Below are 18676 nucleotides of genomic sequence, written 5' to 3'. Positions count from 1 at the left end.
CTGAAACGAATGTGCCGCTGCGGTCACCAGACAGGCAATAACGACCCCTTGTTATCTGATGACACGACCCCGAGCGCCCGGTTGTTATTGAATATCCGCGCACTTCACTCCACTCTCACGGTCATGAAACACATTGCTCTCTCCTTCGCGCTCACATGCGCTTTGACCAGTGGGGCAGCCGCGCAGTGCTTTGCCGATTACAAGGCCAAGCAAGACAGCCCCCTGCGCCTGCACTACGGTGTGGTGCAACTCTCTGGCCAATGCTCAATGGGTGCAGCAAAAGACGAACTGGCAGGGCGGCTAATGGCAAGCGGCTGGACGCTACTGCAAGTGATGTCGGTTTTTGGCCCCGAAGGGCTCGATCAAAGGAAAGACAGTGCAGGACAATACTACCTCCGCTTCTGAGATGCGGCGCACCGGCGGGCGACTGGTTGTGCTGGGTGTCGCTGGCATTCTGATCCTGTTGCTGGGAGCGGCGCTCCTGCTGTTTCTGACTCTGCCCGATTCCGGCGCTTTTGATGCCCGCGTTGAACGGATGTTCATCGAAAACGCCAACCTCAACAGCCAGGCTGAAATCAAACTGCTCGAGATCCTCGCGCAGTCCGGAAACGCCTTTTCCGACACGCTGGCCAGTTACCGCATGGTGATTTTCGTGCTCTTGGTCTTCGCTACGGCGATGATGAGCGCGGCCTTGGTCTTTCTTTTCCTGATCGTGGGCCTGAACCGGCGTTTTGCACAAATCGAACGTGTCGGTATTCAGGTCAATTCCCTGCTGATCAGCCGCGAGGAAAACACCGTCTATCTCAATTGCCTCGGCTTTAAACTTACCGACGCCGCAATGGAAACGATGTCGGTCCTGGCCGAAGCACGGATGGACGACGATATCCTCTCCGGGTCGGAAATCGAAGGGGTGATCTCTGGCCGAGCGTCCGCCGACTGCGACGAGGCCGCAGGTGCCACGCGGATCAAACGGCTGCGCGACACGCTGGGCAACCAGATCGTCAGCGAGCTGCTGGTCAAGAACATCGCCAGACGTGGCTATATGTTATCCGTTGAAAAAGACGTCATCAAAGTCCTCTGATCCACCTTCATCTTGCCAGATAAACTCCCGCCGGAGGCAAAAACGCACCGGCCGGAGGCGGGTGCAATCATCGCGTGGCGCGTGAGCGCCTCATCACAACGATGCCGACAAGGGCTGGTCATTGAACGGCCCCCAAGGCTAGGATTTCCAAAACCAAAGGAGACGTCACATGCCTGCCCCCCACAATCCGTTCAAGGCTGCGTTGAAAAGCGGCGAAACCGTCATTGGCTGCTGGCTCTCCTTGGGCGATCCACTCGCCACCGAAATCGCTGGAACAGCAGGCTTCGACTGGTTGCTGATCGATGGCGAACACGCGCCCTACGACATTTCGCGCATCCGTATGCAGCTTATGGCGCTTGCAGCCTCAGGCAGTCATGCGGCCGTGCGCGTGCCCATTTCCGAAACCTGGATCCTAAAGCAGGTGCTGGACGCAGGCGCACAGACAGTTCTGGTCCCCATGGTCGAAACCGCGGAACAGGCCCGGCAGCTGGTACATGACGTGCGCTACCCGCCGACAGGTGGACGTGGGGTCGGCTATTCCGGTGCACGCTGCAGCCACTTTGGCGAAATCACCGATTATGGCACCACGGCCGACGATCAGATATGTTTGCTGATACAGGTTGAAAATCGCGCCGGAATCGCGGCACTCGATGACATTCTTGCGGTCGACGGCATCGATGGGGTCTTTATCGGACCTGCGGATCTTTCTGCCGATATGGGCTATATGGGGCAACTCAAACACTCCGAGGTCCAAGCGACCATCAAAGGCGCATTTCAACGGATCGAGGCTGCAGGCAAAGCTCCGGGCGTTTTGTCAACGACGTCAGACATGACGCAGGATATGATCGACGCCGGCGCACGCTTTGTCGCCACTGGCGTTGACCTGCATCTTCTGGCAGGCGCTTTGCGCGCACTGGCCAAGCAGTGGAAAGGCGGGGCGGGTTAAAACCCGCCTTACGGGTTTTTGATCCCAAGGGCGGCTTGCGTATAGCCGCCGGCCGCTCCATCGATGAAATGGACATGGGTGTCGTCCATCATGGACGGTACAATGCAGGTCATCATCGCCTCGTTTTGGCGGTGAAGCCCGTACCGGACGATCCCGTTGCGGCATGCCTCGGCCAAAACCGCTTCCAACGCAGATACGGTCTCCGGATCGCAATCGATCGTCATTTTAAGCCCATCATCAAACTTCCGGAAATCGGCATTGCCCGCAACCATGCGCTGGTAGTGCGCCGGATCAAATCCGCCGATCTTGATCTTGGTCTTGAGCAAGATCCAGGCGATCAGCGTCTCAAACAGGATTTGCCGCCGCCGTTTTTCAAGGCTCATGGACCCGCGGCTGGCATGCGCCTCAAGGGTCGCTCCGGCGGGTGGCCAATCCGTGCCCAGCCCTCCGGGCGGTGCAGGATGCCCGCCCCGCGCCAGCTTACGGGCAATGGTCAAGACATCCTCGGCCACTTTTGCAAAGGCTGCACTGCTTACGCCTTCGGTCGGTTGGATCAGGACAGAAAGGATGGTGCCATTCGTAGATTTCATGTGGCTCCACCGACAGCTCAGGCCAGTCAGGTCGGGCTGCGTACCCGGTTCAGCGGGCGGAACCGTTCCGACACCCGCCTTCATCTGCGCTTCGGCCCAACTCAGTCCGCCACCCGCAAACATTGCGTAATCCACGCCGTCCGACACTTTGTACCGGGCAACGGTCACATCTTTGCCAGCCGCGCGGATATCCGCCATACTGAACATCCCGATACGCAATTCCATGTCGAACGCCTCACGCGCCCAGACCTGAACCGCGGCCAGCGCCGCCGCCGTTTCCTCCGCGAATTTTCCGGGATGCGCAAAGGCAGCACCATCGCCGCCAAAGACGTATGGAAACGCCCGCCCCCCTGCCGCGTTGATCTGGGCGGAGATTACCGCCGCTCCGATCATGTTGACGGTTTTGTACTGGCCCGCAGAAATCGCCTTGGTCGAGCCCACGATGTCGGATGTGCCGACGATCCAGTCCTCTGGCAAAGGCGTATAAAGTGCCGGGTCCGAAAGGGCCGAAAACGCATCAAAGCGCTGCAAGCTGTCATAAAACATGGCGCGACTCCCGAATGCCCAAGCCTAGCACAGGACCCGCGTGGCACAATCACACTTGCGTGCGTTGGGTACGCATGCCACCTCATCAGAAAATATCGGAGCCATTATGAACCCCGGCATCGTCCTGCTCACGCTGAGCTATGTGCTCAGCCAGTTCTTCCGCGCTTTCCTCGCTGTCCTTGTCGTTCCGCTGGAAACAGATCTCGGCCTCGGGCCCGACATCCTGGCGACCGCATCGGGCCTGTGGTTTCTGACATTTGCCGCGATGCAAATCCCGGTGGGCTGGGCGCTGGATACAATCGGACCACGGCGCACGGCGGCCAGCCTGTTCCTGATCGGCGCGGGCGGCGGCTCGGCGTTGTTTGCCGTCGCCACCTCTGCGTTTCACATCAACGCGGCCATGGTGCTGATCGGCATCGGGTGTTCGCCGGTTCTGATGGCTTCATTCTATATATTTGCGCGCGAATACCCGCCCATACAGTTTGCGACCTTGGCCGCTGTGATGATCGGCGTCGGAACTTTGGGCAACGTATCTGCTTCTGTTCCGCTGAATTGGGCGGTTGACCTGATTGGCTGGCGCGCGGCCCTCTGGGTGCTGGCGACCCTCTGTGTCGCCATCGCATCGGGCTTGTTTCTGGCGATCCGCGACCCGGCCAAAATCGAGGGCAACGCGGGCGGATCGGTTTTGGACTTGCTGCGCATGCCTGCCCTGTGGCTGATCATTCCGATCATGTTTGTCAGCTACGCCCCTGCAGCGGCGATACGCGGGCTTTGGATCAGCCCGTTTCTGCGCGATGTCTACGGCCTCGACCAGGCCGAGATTGGTCAGGCCGCGCTTGCCATGAGCTGTGCCATGATCCTCGGGGTCGTGCTGTACGGCCCGCTCGATCGCATTTTCGGCAGTCGGAAATGGGTTGTCTTCGGTGGCAACGTCCTTGCGATGCTGGCCAGTTTTGCGCTGTTTGCGTTTCCGGCCATCAATCTCACGATGGCCATCGCGCTGATATGTGCGCTGGGCCTTTTCGGCGCATCCTTCCCGGTCGTGGTCGCCCATGCGCGCGGCTTTTTCCCGCCTCATCTCACCGGCCGGGGTGTGACGCTGATGAACCTTTTTGGAATCGGCGGCGTTGCGTTGATGCAATTTGCATCGGGCAGATTGCACACCGCCTTTGTCGAAGATGGCACGAGCGCGCCTTATACTGCGATTTTCGGCTTTCTGGCTGTGTCAATTTTGCTGGGGCTCTCTGTCTATGTCTTCAGTCAGGACACGAAGGATTAGCCGCCTCTTTCCCCCGTCGCACATTGGGTATAAAGGCGCACCACCTACCCAAAAAGGAGAAGATGATGGGTTATCGTGTCGTCGTCGCAGGCGCCACCGGCAACGTGGGTCGCGAAATGTTGAACATCCTGGCCGAGCGCCAGTTTCCAGTGGATGAACTGACCGTTCTGGCCAGCCGCCGTTCGCTGGGCACAGAGGTGTCATTTGGCGACAAGACGCTCAAGACGAAGGACCTTGATACGTTCGATTTCACGGGTTGGGATATCGCGCTGTTTGCCGTTGGCTCGGACGCGACCAAGAAATATGCCCCCATCGCCGCCAAATCTGGCTGCGTTGTGATCGATAATTCGTCGCTCTACCGATATGATGCTGACGTCCCGCTGATCGTGCCAGAGGTCAACCCCGACGCGATCGAAGGCTATGCCAAGAAAAACATCATCGCCAACCCCAACTGCTCGACCGCGCAGATGGTCGTGGCGCTCAAGCCTTTGCACGATCGCGCCACCATCAAGCGCGTTGTCGTGTCGACCTACCAGTCGGTGTCGGGTGCGGGCAAGGAAGGCGCAGATGAGTTGTGGGATCAGACGAAATCCATCTACAACCCCACATCCGAAGTACCGCCGAAAAAATTTCAGAAACAGATCGCATTCAACGTGATTCCACAGATCGACGTCTTCATGGAAGACGGCACGACCAAGGAAGAATGGAAGATGATGGTCGAAACGAAAAAGATCATCGACCCGTCGATCAAGGTCACCGCGACCTGCGTGCGGGTGCCGGTATTCGTGGGTCACTCCGAAGCGATCAACGTCGAGTTCGAAGATTTTCTCGATGAGGACGAGGCGCGCGATATCCTGCGCGAAGCCCCCGGCGTGATGGTCATCGATAAGCGTGAAGATGGCGGCTATGTTTCACCGGTTGAATGTGTGGGCGATTACGCGACCTTCGTCAGCCGCATCCGTCAGGACAGCACCATCGACAATGGCCTGAATTTCTGGTGCGTCAGTGACAACCTGCGCAAGGGTGCGGCCCTGAATGCCGTGCAAATCGCAGAGCTTCTGGGCAACCGGATGCTGCAAAAGGGCTGACCCAGCCGAACGGATCAGAATTCAAAGGGGCCGCTTGGCCCCTTTTTTCATGCTCGGCACCTTGCGATCACGAAATCTGCGTCGTGGAAACACATTGGTAATCAATCCCTGTCATACCACTCTGGTCTTAGACCGGGGGGTCGACGGACATCTGCCTTACCAGGCAGAACAGATACCGGCCGGGGGGCCGGACAAGCCGATGAGGTGAGTGGGATGTTACATTGGGCGCGCGCGTTATTGCGTGTGGAAGAAGGTAATGACACGACTGACAACGCCGCAAGGCATGATCGTGTCACACGGCAGGAACTTGCAGCAATCTTTGCTGACGATCTTGCCCGGAAAGTGCTGCATAAGCGCACGAAAACGCTGGGGCCAAAGACCCCGCGATTCATGGCAGGACGCCAGGATCAGCTCTACAGATGAAGGCAGGAACAGGCTATACGCTTGAGAACCGGCCAAATTCGAGAACTTGTCGGTCGTTCATGATCTGTCGTGGCATTGCGCTGAACTGTCTTTGGATCAGTGCTGCAGGCACTTAATGACGTACAGGTCGCATCACAATGCGCAACCTGAACGATAACGAGCAGTACGAGCGGCATGCCGGTCTTTCGGTGTGCCGCTCTATCTTCTTGAAGCGCAACCTGTCCGAACCCGCCTTAGAACCGCTCGGCCCGCAAGACTTCACAATCACTGATCGAGACAATGCCAATGTGCCGATCCACTACGCGAAATGCGGCGTCCAGCAACGTGTCCAACCGCTCCGGGCGAATGACGCAAACCACCTGCACCATGCTGCCTGCGCGACTGACTTGCCCTTCCCTGCTCCACGCTCCCGACCGGCCAGAGCCGCCCAGAACAGGCAACACGGTCCATCCGGTCACGCCCGCTTCGGTCATCACATCCGTCAATCGTTTTTGCATGACCTGTTCGATAATGATGGCCACGCGTTTTGCTTGATGGGTCTGCATCGTTCAGCCTCCGGCCAGCGCGCTGGCAACCGATACGTAAATCGGAATGCCCAACGTCAGATTGAATGGGAAAGTCACCCCCAGCGACAGGGTCAGATAGATCGACGGGTTCGCCTCGGGCAGTGCGACCCGCATTGCTGCGGGCACGGCAATGTAACTGGCCGACGCCGACAGCACCATAAAGAGCGCCACGCCGCCCACACTCAAGCCCAGCAGCATGCCCGTGACCAACCCAAGGCTCGCCCCGACCAAAGGCATCACAACGCCAAAGGCCAAAACGCCAGGTTTCAGCACAGCGGAACCACCGCGCAGTCCGCGCCCCGCAACCAACCCCATATCCAGCAGGAACAGGCACAACACACCCTGAAACGGTGACACGATAAAGGATTCGATCCGCGCCAGACCCTCTGCGCCCGTGATCCAGCCGATAGCAAAGCTGCCCACCAACAGGACAATCGAGCCGTTCAGCATGATCTCTCGCATGAGGTCGGGATCCATGTGCCGGGCATCCGCACCACCCCGAGAAATCAGCCACAAGGCAGACAGGATCGCAGGCGCTTCCATCGCGGCGGCAACGGCGACCATGTACCCTTCGGCAACGATTCCGCCACTTTCCAGAACGGATGTCGCAGCAACGAACGTCACGATGGAGATTGATCCGTAATGCGCCGCGACGGCTGCGGCGTCCAGACGGCTGAGGTTGCTCATCACCTGCAACAGCGCGAATGCGATCAGCGGCAAAACCGCAGACAGGAAAATCCCGGCCAGCAAGGACGACGCCAACTTGGCGTCGATGCCATGATCGGCGACGCTCACCCCGCCTTTGAACCCGATGGCAAACAGCAGGTAAATCGACATCCCCTTGGCCACCGCCTCTGGAATGTTCAGATCAGATCGGGCCAAAGCGGCCGCCACGCCCAGCGCAAAACTCAGGATAATGGGCGACAGCAAGTTTGTCGCTGCCAGGCTCAGGATCTGGTCCATAGGGTTAACCTTTGAAAATTGAACACATGTTCCTGTCAGCAGTGTACCGCGAAAGTAAACCTCAAACCGGTACAAAATCCTGTATTTGGCCCATGTATTGGATCATGTCCCCCTGGCCGATGTCGGTCCACAACCCATGCACGCTGAGCGAGCCATCGTTGACCCTGTCTTCGACAAAGGGAAATGTCATCAGGTTCTCCAGCGATATGACGACGGCCAGTTGCTCCATCCGCCGCACTTGAGCACTCTTGTCCGAGATGTCTGCGACTTCCGCGAATTTCGGACGCAAAATATCCAGCCAACGCCCGACAAAGCTTGTCTTTTCCTCAAGCTCCGGCGCATGGCCGTCGCACATGTCGAGACACCCCTGCACACCACCACAGTCGGAATGGCCCAGCACGACGATATTGGCGACTTTCAACACGGTCACCGCATATTCAACTGCGGCCGACGTCCCGTGATGGTCACCGTCCGGTTCAAAAGGCGGCACCAGATTGGCAATGTTGCGGTGAATAAAGATTTCGCCTTCATCCGCGCCAAAAATCGATGTGACGTGCACGCGACTGTCACAGCACGAAATCACCATCGTGCGCGGCCGTTGTCCTTCGGTCGCCAGTCGCTTGTACCAGGCTTTGTTCTCTGAATACGTTGTCGCTTTCCAACCCTGATAACGATGCAACAAATATGTCGGCAGCGGCTTGATCCTGTGCATGTCCCTTATTCACCCGTCCCATTGGTCTTTCTCAATGGTGATTAGCGGTAATTCTCACAAAATTCGAGAGAAAAGGCTGGTTGCACATAACCATTTGGGAAGGGTGTTCATGGCATCACTCCCGTGCCGTGGGGGCACACCACACTGGATGAGAATGAGGTGAGTAAATTGAATTCCGTAACACAAATCCGGCTCGCCGAACCGGTCAGTGTCGATCACGACCGTCTTGGCGCCTTGTATTCTGAAATGGGCCACGCCGGTGCCGAAGATGTTGTCTGTCGCGCCATGGAAGAACTGGCGCTGCGCATGGCGCATTGCGACCGGCTGATGCGCAGCGCCGAATATGATGAACTGCGCAAATCCGCGCGTTCCCTGATCGCCATCGCCGAACAGATCGGCATGGATTTGTTGGCGAGGGTGGCCCGTGACGTGATGGATTGCATCGATATCGGCGACAGCGTCGCCTTGGCGGCAACACTGGGTCGTCTCATGCGAGCAGGCGAAGGATCGCTGACCGCCATATGGGATTTGCAGGACATCACGATCTAAGCGCTGTCGGCAAAGCTTGCGACCGGGGGGAAACTGGCTAGGGTCTGCAAAAGCAGTTCAAACAAAGGTGCCCCATGCCGCTTTCCTTCGCCGCAGACGCGGACAACGCGATCCCATTGCATGTTCTGGATGAAGGTGCTGTCGACGACTGGATGTCCCGTCAGGATGGCGCCACACAAAACTGGGCCAGCGCAAACGGGTTTTCCGGGGCTCTGGGGCAAACGCTGATTTGCCCCGGGCCGGATGGCATTGCAATGGCCGTCATCGGTTACGGCAATGCCACGTCCCGCGCCCGGGGTCGCTTTCACCTCGCCGCAGGTGCAATCCGCCTGCCCGAAGGCGCCTATGCCCTGCATCACACGCTCGATCCGGAGACGCTTGCAATCGAAGCGCTCGGCTGGCTCCTCGCCATGTATCGCTTTGATCGCTATAAATCGCAGGCTCCGATGCAGGCCCAATTGGTTGCGCCGGACGAGATCGATGCAACGGTGATCGAGGCGATCGCAAACGGCGAAGCCCTCACCCGTACGCTGATCAACACACCCGCGTCAGACATGGGGCCGCCGGATCTGGAACAGGCCGCGCGTGATCTGGCCAGTTCATTCGGTGCAAATGTCACAGTCATCACAGGCGACGCCCTGCTTGAACAAAACTTTCCCATGATCCACACCGTTGGCCGGGCCGCCGATCGCGCACCGCGGCTGATCGACATGAACTGGGGCAGCACGGGCCCAAAGCTCACCCTCGTGGGCAAGGGGGTTTGCTTTGACACAGGCGGACTGAACCTGAAACCGGGCGCTTCCATGGGGCTGATGAAAAAGGACATGGGGGGCGCTGCGGCGGTTCTGGGGCTCGCGCATATGATCATGGCGACAGGCACGCCCCTGCAATTGCGCGTCCTGATTCCCGCCGTCGAAAACAGCGTTTCGGGCAACGCATTCCGCCCTCAGGATATCCTGACGTCGCGCAAGGGTCTGACGGTCGAGATCAACAATACGGACGCCGAAGGACGGCTTGTGTTGGCTGATGCACTTGCCCTCGCGGACGAAGGCGATGCAGATCTCATAATCTCTATGGCAACCCTGACAGGAGCTGCACGCGTCGCCGTCGGGCCTGACATCGCACCCTACTTTACCGACGACGCGGGCCTTAGTTCAATCTTGGATCAAGCCGCACTTGCATGCGCGGACCCCGTCTGGCGGTTACCCTTCCACACCCCCTATGAGGCGATGATCGAACCCGGCATCGCAGACCTCGACAATGCGCCCAAAGGCGGGTTCGCAGGCACGATCACCGCTGCGCTTTTCTTGCGCCGCTTTGTCACGCGAACGCCCCGCTACATGCATTTCGACATTTACGGCTGGCAACCCAGCGATGCACCGGCGCGGTCCAAAGGGGGCGTCGGCCAAGGCACCCGCGCGCTCCTGACGGCGCTGCCAAAAGCTCTCGGAATATGACGGATCGCAGGGTCGATCCGGACCCAACTGTTGCCCGCTCTGAAACGCCGGGCCAGGTCATCGTCGCACATGTGGACTTGTGCGCCAGTCCGAAGGGCGCGCGCGACAGGCAACTCTTGCTCGGCGAAGCCGTCACCGTTCTGGGCAAAAGCCGACAGCACAGCTATGTGCGCGCTGAAAAAGACGGCTATATCGGGTATGTCAGCAGTTCCAGCATCGGCGCACCGGTTGTGCATACTCATCTGGTCACCGCCGCAGCAACCCATGCCTACACCGGGCCTTCGATCAAATCGGCGGACCTCGCAAATCTCAGCTTCGGGGCAAAGATCAGGGCGATCGGTGCCACAAGGGATTTCGTCGAAACCAACCTCGGGCACATCCCCAAACAAGCCCTGACCGAACTGCCCGCCCCACCTTTGAATCCGATCGAAACCGCACGGCTTTTTTTCGGCACCCCCTACCTCTGGGGCGGCAACACGCGGGCAGGGATAGACTGCTCCGGGCTGGTTCAAGCGGCCTTGCTGGCAGCGGGTGTGCCCTGCCCCGGCGACAGCGACCAACAGGAAATGCAATTGGGTCACCCGGTTTCAGACAACAGCTACCGACCCGGCGATGTGATTTTCTGGAAAGGTCATGAGGCGCTGGTGACGTCAGCGACGCATATGATCCACGCCAATGCCTACCACATGTGCGTCGTCGAAGAACCAATTTTGGCGGCCATCAATCGGATATCTGAAACTGGCGGCGGCCCGGTCACGGCGCACAAACGGCTCTGAATGGCCACGCACGATATCGCCCTGGCCCCCATCCACACCCTGATCAAAGACTATATGCTGAGCGCCGGTCGGCTTCGTGGGGATAATCCCATTGTCCCACTGCTTGCGCGCAGAGGCCGCAAAACGGCACAGTTGTGGACCATTTGACGGTGACGCCTGAGGCGCTGCGTGAGGACAAGACGGCGCAAGAGATTGCAGCGCAGCACAAGGTTTAGCTACTACCTCTCAGTGTTTGCATGCAAACACTGAGAGGTGACGACATTGAAACGGCAGGGTATTGCGCAGTAATGCTCCGAGGGGCGAGGAGCCCGAGCGAACGCAAATCGGTGACCCTTCGGGGTTGCACGGATCTGAGCCTGACGAAACAGTGCAAACTGCTGAATTTCGGGCGACACAGTCTTCGACAAAGTCACTACCTCAGCAAGCGGCATAAACCAGCTGGACTACAACTTAACCAAGCCACAAAACTGTCCGACAAAGGAGGACCTATTCAAAGAGGGCGGCGAAAGGACCCAAGATAAGTCGTTTGGAATGTTCATACCGCCCACCAACGGCCGGGGATCGCGGCTTTTATGTGTGTTTCGCAGTTTAGGCGCATGTTCGAGCATGTTTGCACCTCCCGTTTCTGTGTCGACGGGATCAAAATATACGGATTGAAGAGACGCCAACTGAAAGAAAGTGAACGAAGCAAACGTGTATGATGAAACAACGTTGCTCGATCCACCGCGGCAACCTGACCGGCTTTGCCATCACAGCCCTCGTTTTCCTTGCAGCGCCATTGTCATTGCACGCGCAGGACGATCCATAGTCATCTTGGAATGAAGGGGCTGCAAAGCAGGCGATCCTTGATTTTGTCGCGGGAACGACCACCGACGGCGGCCCCAACTTTATCGCTGCGCAAGACCGCATCGCCACCTTCGACCAGGACGGCACGACCTGGATCGAACATCCGCTCTATGGTCAGGGGCTCTTTGCCCTGGTCCAGTTGGCTAAAATGGCGCCACAGCATCCGGAATGGAAGGGCACCAAGCCGTTCAAATCGGTGCTGAGCGGCAATCACCCAGCGATGTCGACGTTCACCCAGAAGGACTGGATGGAGATCATCGCCATACCGCATGACGCAGAGCGCGAATTCGCCTATGGCCCGGCGAACGGGTTGCCAGACACATCCGTCGGCGCGTTCGGTCAGGCATTGATGGATACGGCGAACGCGAGCGGTTGGACAGTGATCAGCATGAAGACTGATTGGAACACCATATTCGCCGTGGATGTGAAGAAGGCAAAGTGAAGGTCATTCGAACTCGGCTTTGTGCGATGCCGTGTTCGGTTCGACGACAGAAATACTACAACACGGCTACGGGGGACTTTTGCCATGGCTGTGTTGCTGCGTGGCTCGCCGGTTGGCGGGCCAAGCACGCTCGATTGCACGGGCGAAGGTCGGAAATCCGATCCACCGCTGCGGGAACGATGCCGATGGCCGCCCTGTCCAGTGCTTTGATATGGGTCGCGCTCCGGCGTCCGCATCATTTTATCGCACCGCGACAGATCCCTTTCAGCCCGGTCCTTGCCCGCGCCGGAAAATTTGCCCATACCGTCCGTCATGGCAAAACAGCTCGATTATCACACGATCCGCGCGATCTTTACCCGCTTCTCTCAGGCGGATCCCGCCCCCAAGGGCGAGTTGGAGCATGTGAACGTTTATACCCTTGTCGTCGCGGTCGCCCTCTCGGCGCAGGCGACCGATGCAGGTGTAAACAAAGCCACACGCAAATTGTTCCAGATTGCCGACACACCGCAAAAGATGCTGGATCTGGGCCTCGAAGGGCTGACGGAACATATCAAAACCATTGGCCTTTTTCGGCAAAAGGCCAAGAATGTGATGAAGTTGAGCCAGATCCTGGTCGATGACTACGGCGGCGTTGTGCCCAACAGCCGTGCCGCGTTGCAGTCGCTTCCCGGTGTGGGTCGCAAGACGGCGAATGTCGTGCTGAACATGTGGTGGAGCTATCCCGCGCAAGCCGTGGACACCCATATCTTTCGCCTCGGCAACCGCACCGGCATTGCGCCGGGCAAGACCGTGGAAGCCGTCGAACGCGCCATCGAAGACAACATTCCCGCTGATTTTCAGCTGCATGCACACCACTGGATGATCTTGCATGGGCGCTATCACTGCAAGGCGCGCAAGCCACAGTGCCCCACCTGCATCATCCGCGATCTTTGCCCCTTTGAGGATAAAACTGAATGACCAAATACAAGCTGTCGGGCATCGGCAATGCCGTTGTCGACGTGATTTCACACGCCGACGATTCCTTTCTTGATTTGATGGGCATCGAAAAGGGCATCATGCAACTGATTGAACAGGATCGCGGCGAGGTGCTTTATGCCGCCATGTCCGACCGGCTACAGACACCGGGCGGCGCCGTTGCAAATACGATTGCCGGCGTTGGCGCGCTTGGGTTGCCAACTGCGTTTATCGGCAGGGTGCATGATGACGCGCTGGGGCGCTTCTATGCGCAATCCATGCAGGACAGCGGCACGGATTTCGTGAACCCCCCGGTGCCGGGCGGTACGTTGCCCACGTCGCGTTCGATGATCTTTGTGTCACCCGACGGCGAGCGGTCGATGAACACCTATCTCGGCATCTCGACCGAACTGGGCCCCGAGGACGTGCCCGAAGCTGTCGCGTCGGCCTCCGAAATGATCTTTCTGGAAGGCTATCTGTTCGACAAGGATCACGGCAAAGAAGCGTTTCGCCAAGCCTCGCGCCTGACCCGTGCCGCAGGCGGCAAGGCCGGCATCGCAATCTCGGATCCATTCTGCGTGGATCGGCACCGCGACGATTTCCTCGACATGATCGGCAACGAGCTTGATTATGTCATTGGCAACGAGCACGAAATCAGATCGCTCTATGAAACCGACGATCTTGAGGCGGCTATGGCCAGAACGGCCGACATGATCGAGCTGATGATCTGCACGCGTTCAGGTGACGGTGTGACCATCATGTCCAAAGGCGAACGTCACGATATCCCGGTGCACAAGGTGACCCCCGTTGACGCGACGGGGGCGGGCGATCAGTTTGCCGCCGGCTTCATCTATGGCCTTGTGACGGGCCGTGACCTGGAGACCTGCGGGCGCATGGGCAACCTGTGCGCCGCCGAGGTGATCAGCCATATCGGCCCCCGTCCGGTCATCGATATGCGCGCGGAATTTGTGAAGGCAGGCCTCGAATAATGCTGGCTGACGGCTATCACGATATCCCGCGGGGAAAAGTTGCTGCCGTCGTCACGCAGTTGGAGATGACGGAGCGGGCCGAAACGCGGCCCGTTGCCGCGCCGCAGGGCTGGACACTGACGCGGATCGCCCAGCCGCATCGGGATTGGTATCGGGCCCTGTTTCGCAAGGTCGGAGAAAACTGGCTTTGGTTCGGGCGCATGGTGATGAGTGACGCCGCGCTTGACGCCATTCTGCAAGACCCCGATGTGCATCTGTACACTTTACGGCGCGGTGATGTGGATGGTGGCCTGCTTGAGTTGGACTTCCGGACGCATGGTGCATGCGAATTGGCCTATTTCGGGCTGACCTCTGACCTGATCGGGTCGGGTGCGGGCCGTTACCTGATGAACGCAGCCATCAACAAAGCATGGGAAGCGGACATCACCCGCTTTCATGTCCATACCTGCACGATGGACAGCCCGCAGGCGATGCCGTTCTATCGCCGGTCCGGTTTTATCCCCGTGTCACAAAAGATCGAAATTGCAGATGATCCGCGCATCACGCAGGGGTATGACCGGGCACTTGGCGCGCATGTGCCGATCTTTGACCTTTAGCGACGTGCCGAAGGGGGGCACGCACGCCCTGTCAGGCAATCCTTAACCGCGTTGACCTGTTCCGGCTTCGGATTGCCAAACAAAAACCCGCCACAAGCACCGATGCTGACACCAAAGCCTGCCTCGCCGGTCTCGCGCAAGAACGCCAGGACCCGGCCGGGCTTGGGGCTGGGGCACCAAGGGCCCGAACATTTGACCTCAAACGTGACGGATGTTTCGAGCGGACGCGTAGTGCCACGCGGCGTCAAAGCATCGCCTTTGAGCACAGCCGGTATCTCGGTGAGTGCAGGGACATCGCCTTGCTTGTCCCAATCCACCTGCGGCACAGCGGATGCATCAAACTCCAGCGTTCCCAGAACTGGGACATATGCATCGGCAGAAGCCTCCGCCTCAAGATAGGCGTCGGTGACGCCGTAGGGCACACAAGACAAAGCCAACGCTGGCATGGGCAAAATCGACAGCAGACCTGCCGCCCAGCGCATCATAAATGTCCTTCAAAGGCCGCCAGTACGCGTTCATAGACGTCCCGTTTGAACGGCACGATCGCATCGGGCAATTCGCTCGGTGTCATCCACTTCCAGGCCGCAAACTCAGGATCTTCGGTCTCAATATTCACATATGTGTCGGGGCCTGCGAACCGCAGCAAAAACCACTTCTGCTCTTGTCCGCGATACTGGCCCTTCCACAACTTCGGGATGAGGTCATGGGGCAGTTCATAGGGCAACCAACCGTCCGTTTCGGCGACGACCTCGACCAGATCAGCCGTGATCCCGGTTTCTTCTTCTAACTCACGCAAGGCCGCCGCCCGTGCGTCTTCGCCTTTGTCCACGCCGCCTTGCGGCATCTGCCAGGCATCCTGATAGCGGTCCTTGCGCTGCCCGACCCAGACATGGCCGTCTGCATTGATCACCATGATCCCGACATTGCGTCGGTAGGGCAGTTTGGCAATTTCTTCGGGTGTCATGTCAGGCTTTTCTCCATTTCGGCGCGGGCGAGGGTCTCGCCCTTCCGGTCTATTGTTTCGTGGCGAATAACACGAAAGCCACGGGCCTCAAAGACGGGTTGCGCCATCAGGCTCGCATGGGTCCAAAGGCGGGTCAGGCCGTCCTCCATAGCCGCAGCTTCAAGCGCATCATACAGGGCCGAAAAAACGCCTTTGCCCTGTGCGGCTGCGGTCACGAAAGCCAGATCGATATACCCCGTTTCGTCGAGGGTCAGAAAACCAAGCGGTTCACCTTGCGCTTCAGCCATCCAAACCTGTTGTGTGCTCAACCGCACCGCCCAATTTCCACCGGCGGGAGGTCGATCAAGCCAGGCGATGCGTTGCGCTTCGGTATAGCGGCTTGGCCCGGATCGGATCGCATCATACATGACCAATCCCAAAGCATCGGCATCTGCCGCCACTGATTTTCGCACAACCAACATGTTTCACCTCCTGACGCCGCGTTGCGCGTGACATCGCGCGTTATATACCTGAAACCAAGAGGATTATTGCCGGGGAGAACACGATGACCGATTATCCACATATGCTTGCGCCGCTTGATCTGGGGTTCACCACCCTCAAGAACCGCGTGCTGATGGGGTCGATGCATACCGGTCTGGAAGAAACCAAGGACTGGAACCGCGTTGCCGAGTTTTACGCCGAGCGTGCGCGCGGTGAGGTCGGCCTGATGGTGACAGGCGGGATTGGCCCGAACCTCGAAGGGTCGGTGCTGCCCGGTGCGGCCATGATGGTGAGCCAGGACGATATCGACAACCATTCCATCGTGACGTCCCGCGTGCACGACGCGGGCGGCAAGATCGCGATGCAGATCCTGCATGCGGGCCGCTATGCCTACGGGCCGAAATGCGTGGCGCCGTCGCCCGTCAAATCCCCGATCTCGCCCTTTCCCCCGGCCGAGTTGGACGAGGACGGCATCGAAAAGCAGATCAGCGATATTGTTGCCACTGCCGTGCGCGCCCGGCAGGCCGGATATGACGGGGTCGAGATCATGGGCTCCGAAGGGTATTTCCTGAACCAGTTCCTCGTCACGCACACGAACAAGCGGACCGACCGCTGGGGTGGGTCCTATGAAAACCGGATGCGCCTGCCGATCGAGGTGGTACGCCGCGCCCGCGAGGCGGTCGGCACCGATTTCATCATCATCTACCGACTGTCGATGATCGATCTGGTGCCCAATGGATCGACCTTTGACGAGGTCGTACAACTGGCCAAGGAGATCGAAAAGGCAGGTGCCACGATCATCAACACCGGCATCGGCTGGCACGAAGCCCGTATTCCGACCATCGCCACATCCGTTCCGCGCGCGGCTTTTGCATGGGTCACGAAAAAACTGATGGGTCAGGTCAGTATTCCGGTCATCACCTCAAACCGCATCAACACGCCGGAAGTCGCCGAAGAGGTGCTGCGTACCGGTTGCGCCGACATGGTGTCGATGGCGCGGCCCATGCTGGCCGACGCACATTTCGTTCGCAAGGCGATGGCGGGCAAAGCGGCGCAGATCGCGCCTTGTATCGCGTGTAACCAGGCCTGCCTCGACCACACTTTTGGTGGCAAGATCAGCTCCTGTCTGGTGAATCCGCGCGCCTGCCATGAAACCGAATTGACGGTCGCGCCAACCAAAACGGTCAAATCCATCGCCGTTGTTGGTGCTGGCCCAGCGGGCCTTTCGGCCGCCATGACAGCGCGCGAACGCGGCCACACCGTGACGTTGTTCGACCGCGCGGACGAGATTGGCGGCCAGCTCAACATGGCCAAGCAAGTGCCCGGCAAAGAGGAATTCCGGGGGCTGGTCGAGTGGTACCGCACCATGGTCACACAGATGCAGATTGAATTGCGCCTGAACACCGAAGTCACCGCCGACATGCTCACGGGCTTCGATGACGTCATCATCGCCACCGGCGTGTTGCCCCGTGACCCGGCCATTCCCGGTCAGGACGCCGCCAACGTGCATTCCTATATCGATGTGCTCAAACGCAAGGTCGCACCGGGCCAACGGGTGGCTGTCGTGGGCGCCGGCGGGATCGGTTTTGACGTGTCCGAGTTCCTCGTGCACGCAGGCGACAGCCCGACGGAGAACCTGCCGGAGTGGTTGGTGGAGTGGGGGGTCGCGGACCCGGCAACGCATCGCGGCGGTCTGGCCCCCGAAGGGCCCAAGCCGGAAGGCCCCGCCCGCGCCGTAACCCTGTTGCAGCGCAAGGCCGAAAAGCACGGCAAACGTCTGGGCAAGACGACAGGGTGGATTCACCGTGCCGCGCTCAAGATGAAGGACGTCGCATTCGTCGGCGGTGTGAACTACGAACGGATCGACGCCGATGGGCTGCACGTGTCTTTTGGCGACGCGCGGGAGAACCCGACGCTGATCGCGGCGGATGACATCATCCTGTGTGCGGGCCAAGTGCCGGACAGAACACTGGCCGATGCGTTGGCCGAAAAGGGGATCGCGCATCATATCATCGGCGGCGCGGACGTCGCAGCGGAACTGGATGCCAAACGCGCCATTGACCAAGGGACCCGGCTGGCCGCGACGCTTTAATCCGATCTTGGCGGTCGCGGGCTGCATTCTCGCGCCAATGACCGCTTTAGCCATTGTGTCGCATTAACGATGCACGCGATTGCTCGGGCCGAGAATGTGTCTGAAATGTGGTAAACATACCCTTTCATTGTTTCCGTTTCCGAGATCGGACCGGAACAGAGCGCGACCTGTGTCGTTGGATTTCACCAAGGGTGATCGAGGCCGGTTGCGCCATTCCGGACCATATGCAGCAGGCGGATATCGGCACCGAACTTCTTTGGACCATATGACCCGAGGCGACGTGCTCACGTCAGAAACGGAGGAAACCCAATCACCGTTTCTTTCGTTTCCATGCCAC

At 59.0% G+C, this 18676-nt stretch carries 20 protein-coding genes; 13 read left to right on the top strand and 7 right to left on the bottom strand.

Going from position 1 to position 18676, the window contains the following annotated elements:
• Nucleotides 1-123 precede the first annotated feature (123 nt).
• From LC354_RS01520 to LC354_RS01510, 3 genes are all read left to right on the top strand, one after another.
• Nucleotides 124-405 (top strand): hypothetical protein, encoded by a 282-nt coding sequence (locus tag LC354_RS01520; RefSeq protein ID WP_223421084.1) that lies wholly within the window; start codon nucleotides 124-126, stop codon nucleotides 403-405.
• On the top strand, nucleotides 377-1081 hold the full coding sequence (locus LC354_RS01515; protein WP_223421061.1) for a hypothetical protein: 705 nt from the start codon (nucleotides 377-379) through the stop codon (nucleotides 1079-1081). The genes LC354_RS01520 and LC354_RS01515 overlap by 29 nt, the downstream gene beginning before the upstream one ends.
• Before the next feature lie 169 nt (nucleotides 1082-1250).
• A complete protein-coding gene (locus LC354_RS01510) occupies nucleotides 1251-2027 on the top strand; it encodes an HpcH/HpaI aldolase family protein (protein ID WP_223421060.1) in 777 nt (258 codons plus the stop codon).
• 8 nt (nucleotides 2028-2035) lie between these two features.
• Here LC354_RS01510 and LC354_RS01505 read toward each other — a convergent pair whose 3' ends face one another.
• Nucleotides 2036-3163, bottom strand: coding sequence for a DUF3095 domain-containing protein (locus tag LC354_RS01505; RefSeq protein WP_223421059.1), 1128 nt, complete (start codon nucleotides 3161-3163; stop codon nucleotides 2036-2038).
• A gap of 106 nt (nucleotides 3164-3269) precedes the next feature.
• On the opposite strand from LC354_RS01505, the gene LC354_RS01500 reads away from it, so the two are divergent.
• Together LC354_RS01500 and LC354_RS01495 are read left to right on the top strand one after the other, a co-directional pair.
• Nucleotides 3270-4442 (top strand): MFS transporter, encoded by a 1173-nt coding sequence (locus LC354_RS01500; RefSeq protein ID WP_223421058.1) that lies wholly within the window; start codon nucleotides 3270-3272, stop codon nucleotides 4440-4442.
• A 65-nt stretch (nucleotides 4443-4507) separates the two neighbouring features.
• The gene (locus LC354_RS01495; RefSeq protein ID WP_223421083.1) at nucleotides 4508-5530 is read left to right on the top strand and encodes an aspartate-semialdehyde dehydrogenase; all 1023 of its coding nucleotides are present in this window, start codon (nucleotides 4508-4510) and stop codon (nucleotides 5528-5530) included.
• Between the two features lie 656 nt (nucleotides 5531-6186).
• On the opposite strand, the gene LC354_RS01490 is transcribed toward LC354_RS01495, so the two are convergent.
• The 3 genes from LC354_RS01490 to LC354_RS01480 form a co-directional block, all read right to left on the bottom strand.
• Nucleotides 6187-6498 (bottom strand): P-II family nitrogen regulator, encoded by a 312-nt coding sequence (locus LC354_RS01490; protein WP_223421057.1) that lies wholly within the window; start codon nucleotides 6496-6498, stop codon nucleotides 6187-6189.
• A gap of 3 nt (nucleotides 6499-6501) precedes the next feature.
• Nucleotides 6502-7482, bottom strand: a complete 981-nt coding sequence (locus tag LC354_RS01485) for a sodium-dependent bicarbonate transport family permease (protein ID WP_223421056.1) — start codon at nucleotides 7480-7482, stop codon at nucleotides 6502-6504.
• A gap of 61 nt (nucleotides 7483-7543) precedes the next feature.
• Complete coding sequence (locus tag LC354_RS01480) at nucleotides 7544-8194, bottom strand: carbonic anhydrase (RefSeq protein WP_223421055.1); 651 nt, start codon at nucleotides 8192-8194, stop codon at nucleotides 7544-7546.
• Between the two features lie 168 nt (nucleotides 8195-8362).
• Here LC354_RS01480 and LC354_RS01475 point away from each other — a divergent pair, with 168 nt between their 5' ends.
• From LC354_RS01475 to LC354_RS01445, 7 genes are all read left to right on the top strand, one after another.
• Nucleotides 8363-8743, top strand: coding sequence for a hypothetical protein (locus LC354_RS01475; RefSeq protein WP_223421082.1), 381 nt, complete (start codon nucleotides 8363-8365; stop codon nucleotides 8741-8743).
• A gap of 74 nt (nucleotides 8744-8817) precedes the next feature.
• Nucleotides 8818-10200 (top strand): leucyl aminopeptidase family protein, encoded by a 1383-nt coding sequence (locus LC354_RS01470; RefSeq protein WP_223421054.1) that lies wholly within the window; start codon nucleotides 8818-8820, stop codon nucleotides 10198-10200.
• Nucleotides 10197-10976, top strand: a complete 780-nt coding sequence (locus tag LC354_RS01465; protein WP_223421053.1) for a C40 family peptidase — start codon at nucleotides 10197-10199, stop codon at nucleotides 10974-10976. The genes LC354_RS01470 and LC354_RS01465 overlap by 4 nt, the downstream gene beginning before the upstream one ends.
• A gap of 994 nt (nucleotides 10977-11970) precedes the next feature.
• A complete protein-coding gene (locus LC354_RS01460) occupies nucleotides 11971-12264 on the top strand; it encodes a hypothetical protein (protein ID WP_223421052.1) in 294 nt (97 codons plus the stop codon).
• Between the two features lie 312 nt (nucleotides 12265-12576).
• Entirely contained in the window at nucleotides 12577-13221 is a 645-nt protein-coding gene (gene nth / locus LC354_RS01455; RefSeq protein WP_223421051.1) for an endonuclease III, read from the top strand.
• Nucleotides 13218-14207: an adenosine kinase gene (locus LC354_RS01450; protein ID WP_223421050.1), complete on the top strand. Its 990-nt coding sequence runs from the start codon at nucleotides 13218-13220 to the stop codon at nucleotides 14205-14207. Before nth ends, LC354_RS01450 begins: the two co-directional genes overlap by 4 nt.
• A complete protein-coding gene (locus tag LC354_RS01445) occupies nucleotides 14207-14803 on the top strand; it encodes a GNAT family N-acetyltransferase (protein WP_223421049.1) in 597 nt (198 codons plus the stop codon). Before LC354_RS01450 ends, LC354_RS01445 begins: the two co-directional genes overlap by 1 nt.
• Here the strand turns inward: LC354_RS01445 and LC354_RS01440 are convergent.
• Genes LC354_RS01440 through LC354_RS01430 form a run of 3 tightly spaced genes read right to left on the bottom strand, consistent with a single transcriptional unit; the run spans nucleotide 14800 to nucleotide 16228 of the window.
• Nucleotides 14800-15288, bottom strand: coding sequence for a hypothetical protein (locus tag LC354_RS01440; protein ID WP_223421048.1), 489 nt, complete (start codon nucleotides 15286-15288; stop codon nucleotides 14800-14802). The genes LC354_RS01445 and LC354_RS01440 overlap by 4 nt on opposite strands.
• A complete protein-coding gene (locus LC354_RS01435; protein WP_223421047.1) occupies nucleotides 15285-15767 on the bottom strand; it encodes an RNA pyrophosphohydrolase in 483 nt (160 codons plus the stop codon). The genes LC354_RS01440 and LC354_RS01435 overlap by 4 nt, the downstream gene beginning before the upstream one ends.
• Entirely contained in the window at nucleotides 15764-16228 is a 465-nt protein-coding gene (locus LC354_RS01430; protein WP_223421046.1) for a GNAT family N-acetyltransferase, read from the bottom strand. The genes LC354_RS01435 and LC354_RS01430 overlap by 4 nt, the downstream gene beginning before the upstream one ends.
• 83 nt (nucleotides 16229-16311) lie before the next feature.
• Here LC354_RS01430 and LC354_RS01425 point away from each other — a divergent pair, with 83 nt between their 5' ends.
• Nucleotides 16312-18339, top strand: coding sequence for an NADPH-dependent 2,4-dienoyl-CoA reductase (locus tag LC354_RS01425; RefSeq protein WP_223421045.1), 2028 nt, complete (start codon nucleotides 16312-16314; stop codon nucleotides 18337-18339).
• Nucleotides 18340-18676 lie beyond the last annotated feature (337 nt).

Origin of the sequence: Tateyamaria pelophila (assembly GCF_019966495.1) — a bacterium.
Classification (GTDB): domain Bacteria; phylum Pseudomonadota; class Alphaproteobacteria; order Rhodobacterales; family Rhodobacteraceae; genus Tateyamaria; species Tateyamaria pelophila.
This window is presented reverse-complemented; position numbering and strand designations above follow the sequence as displayed.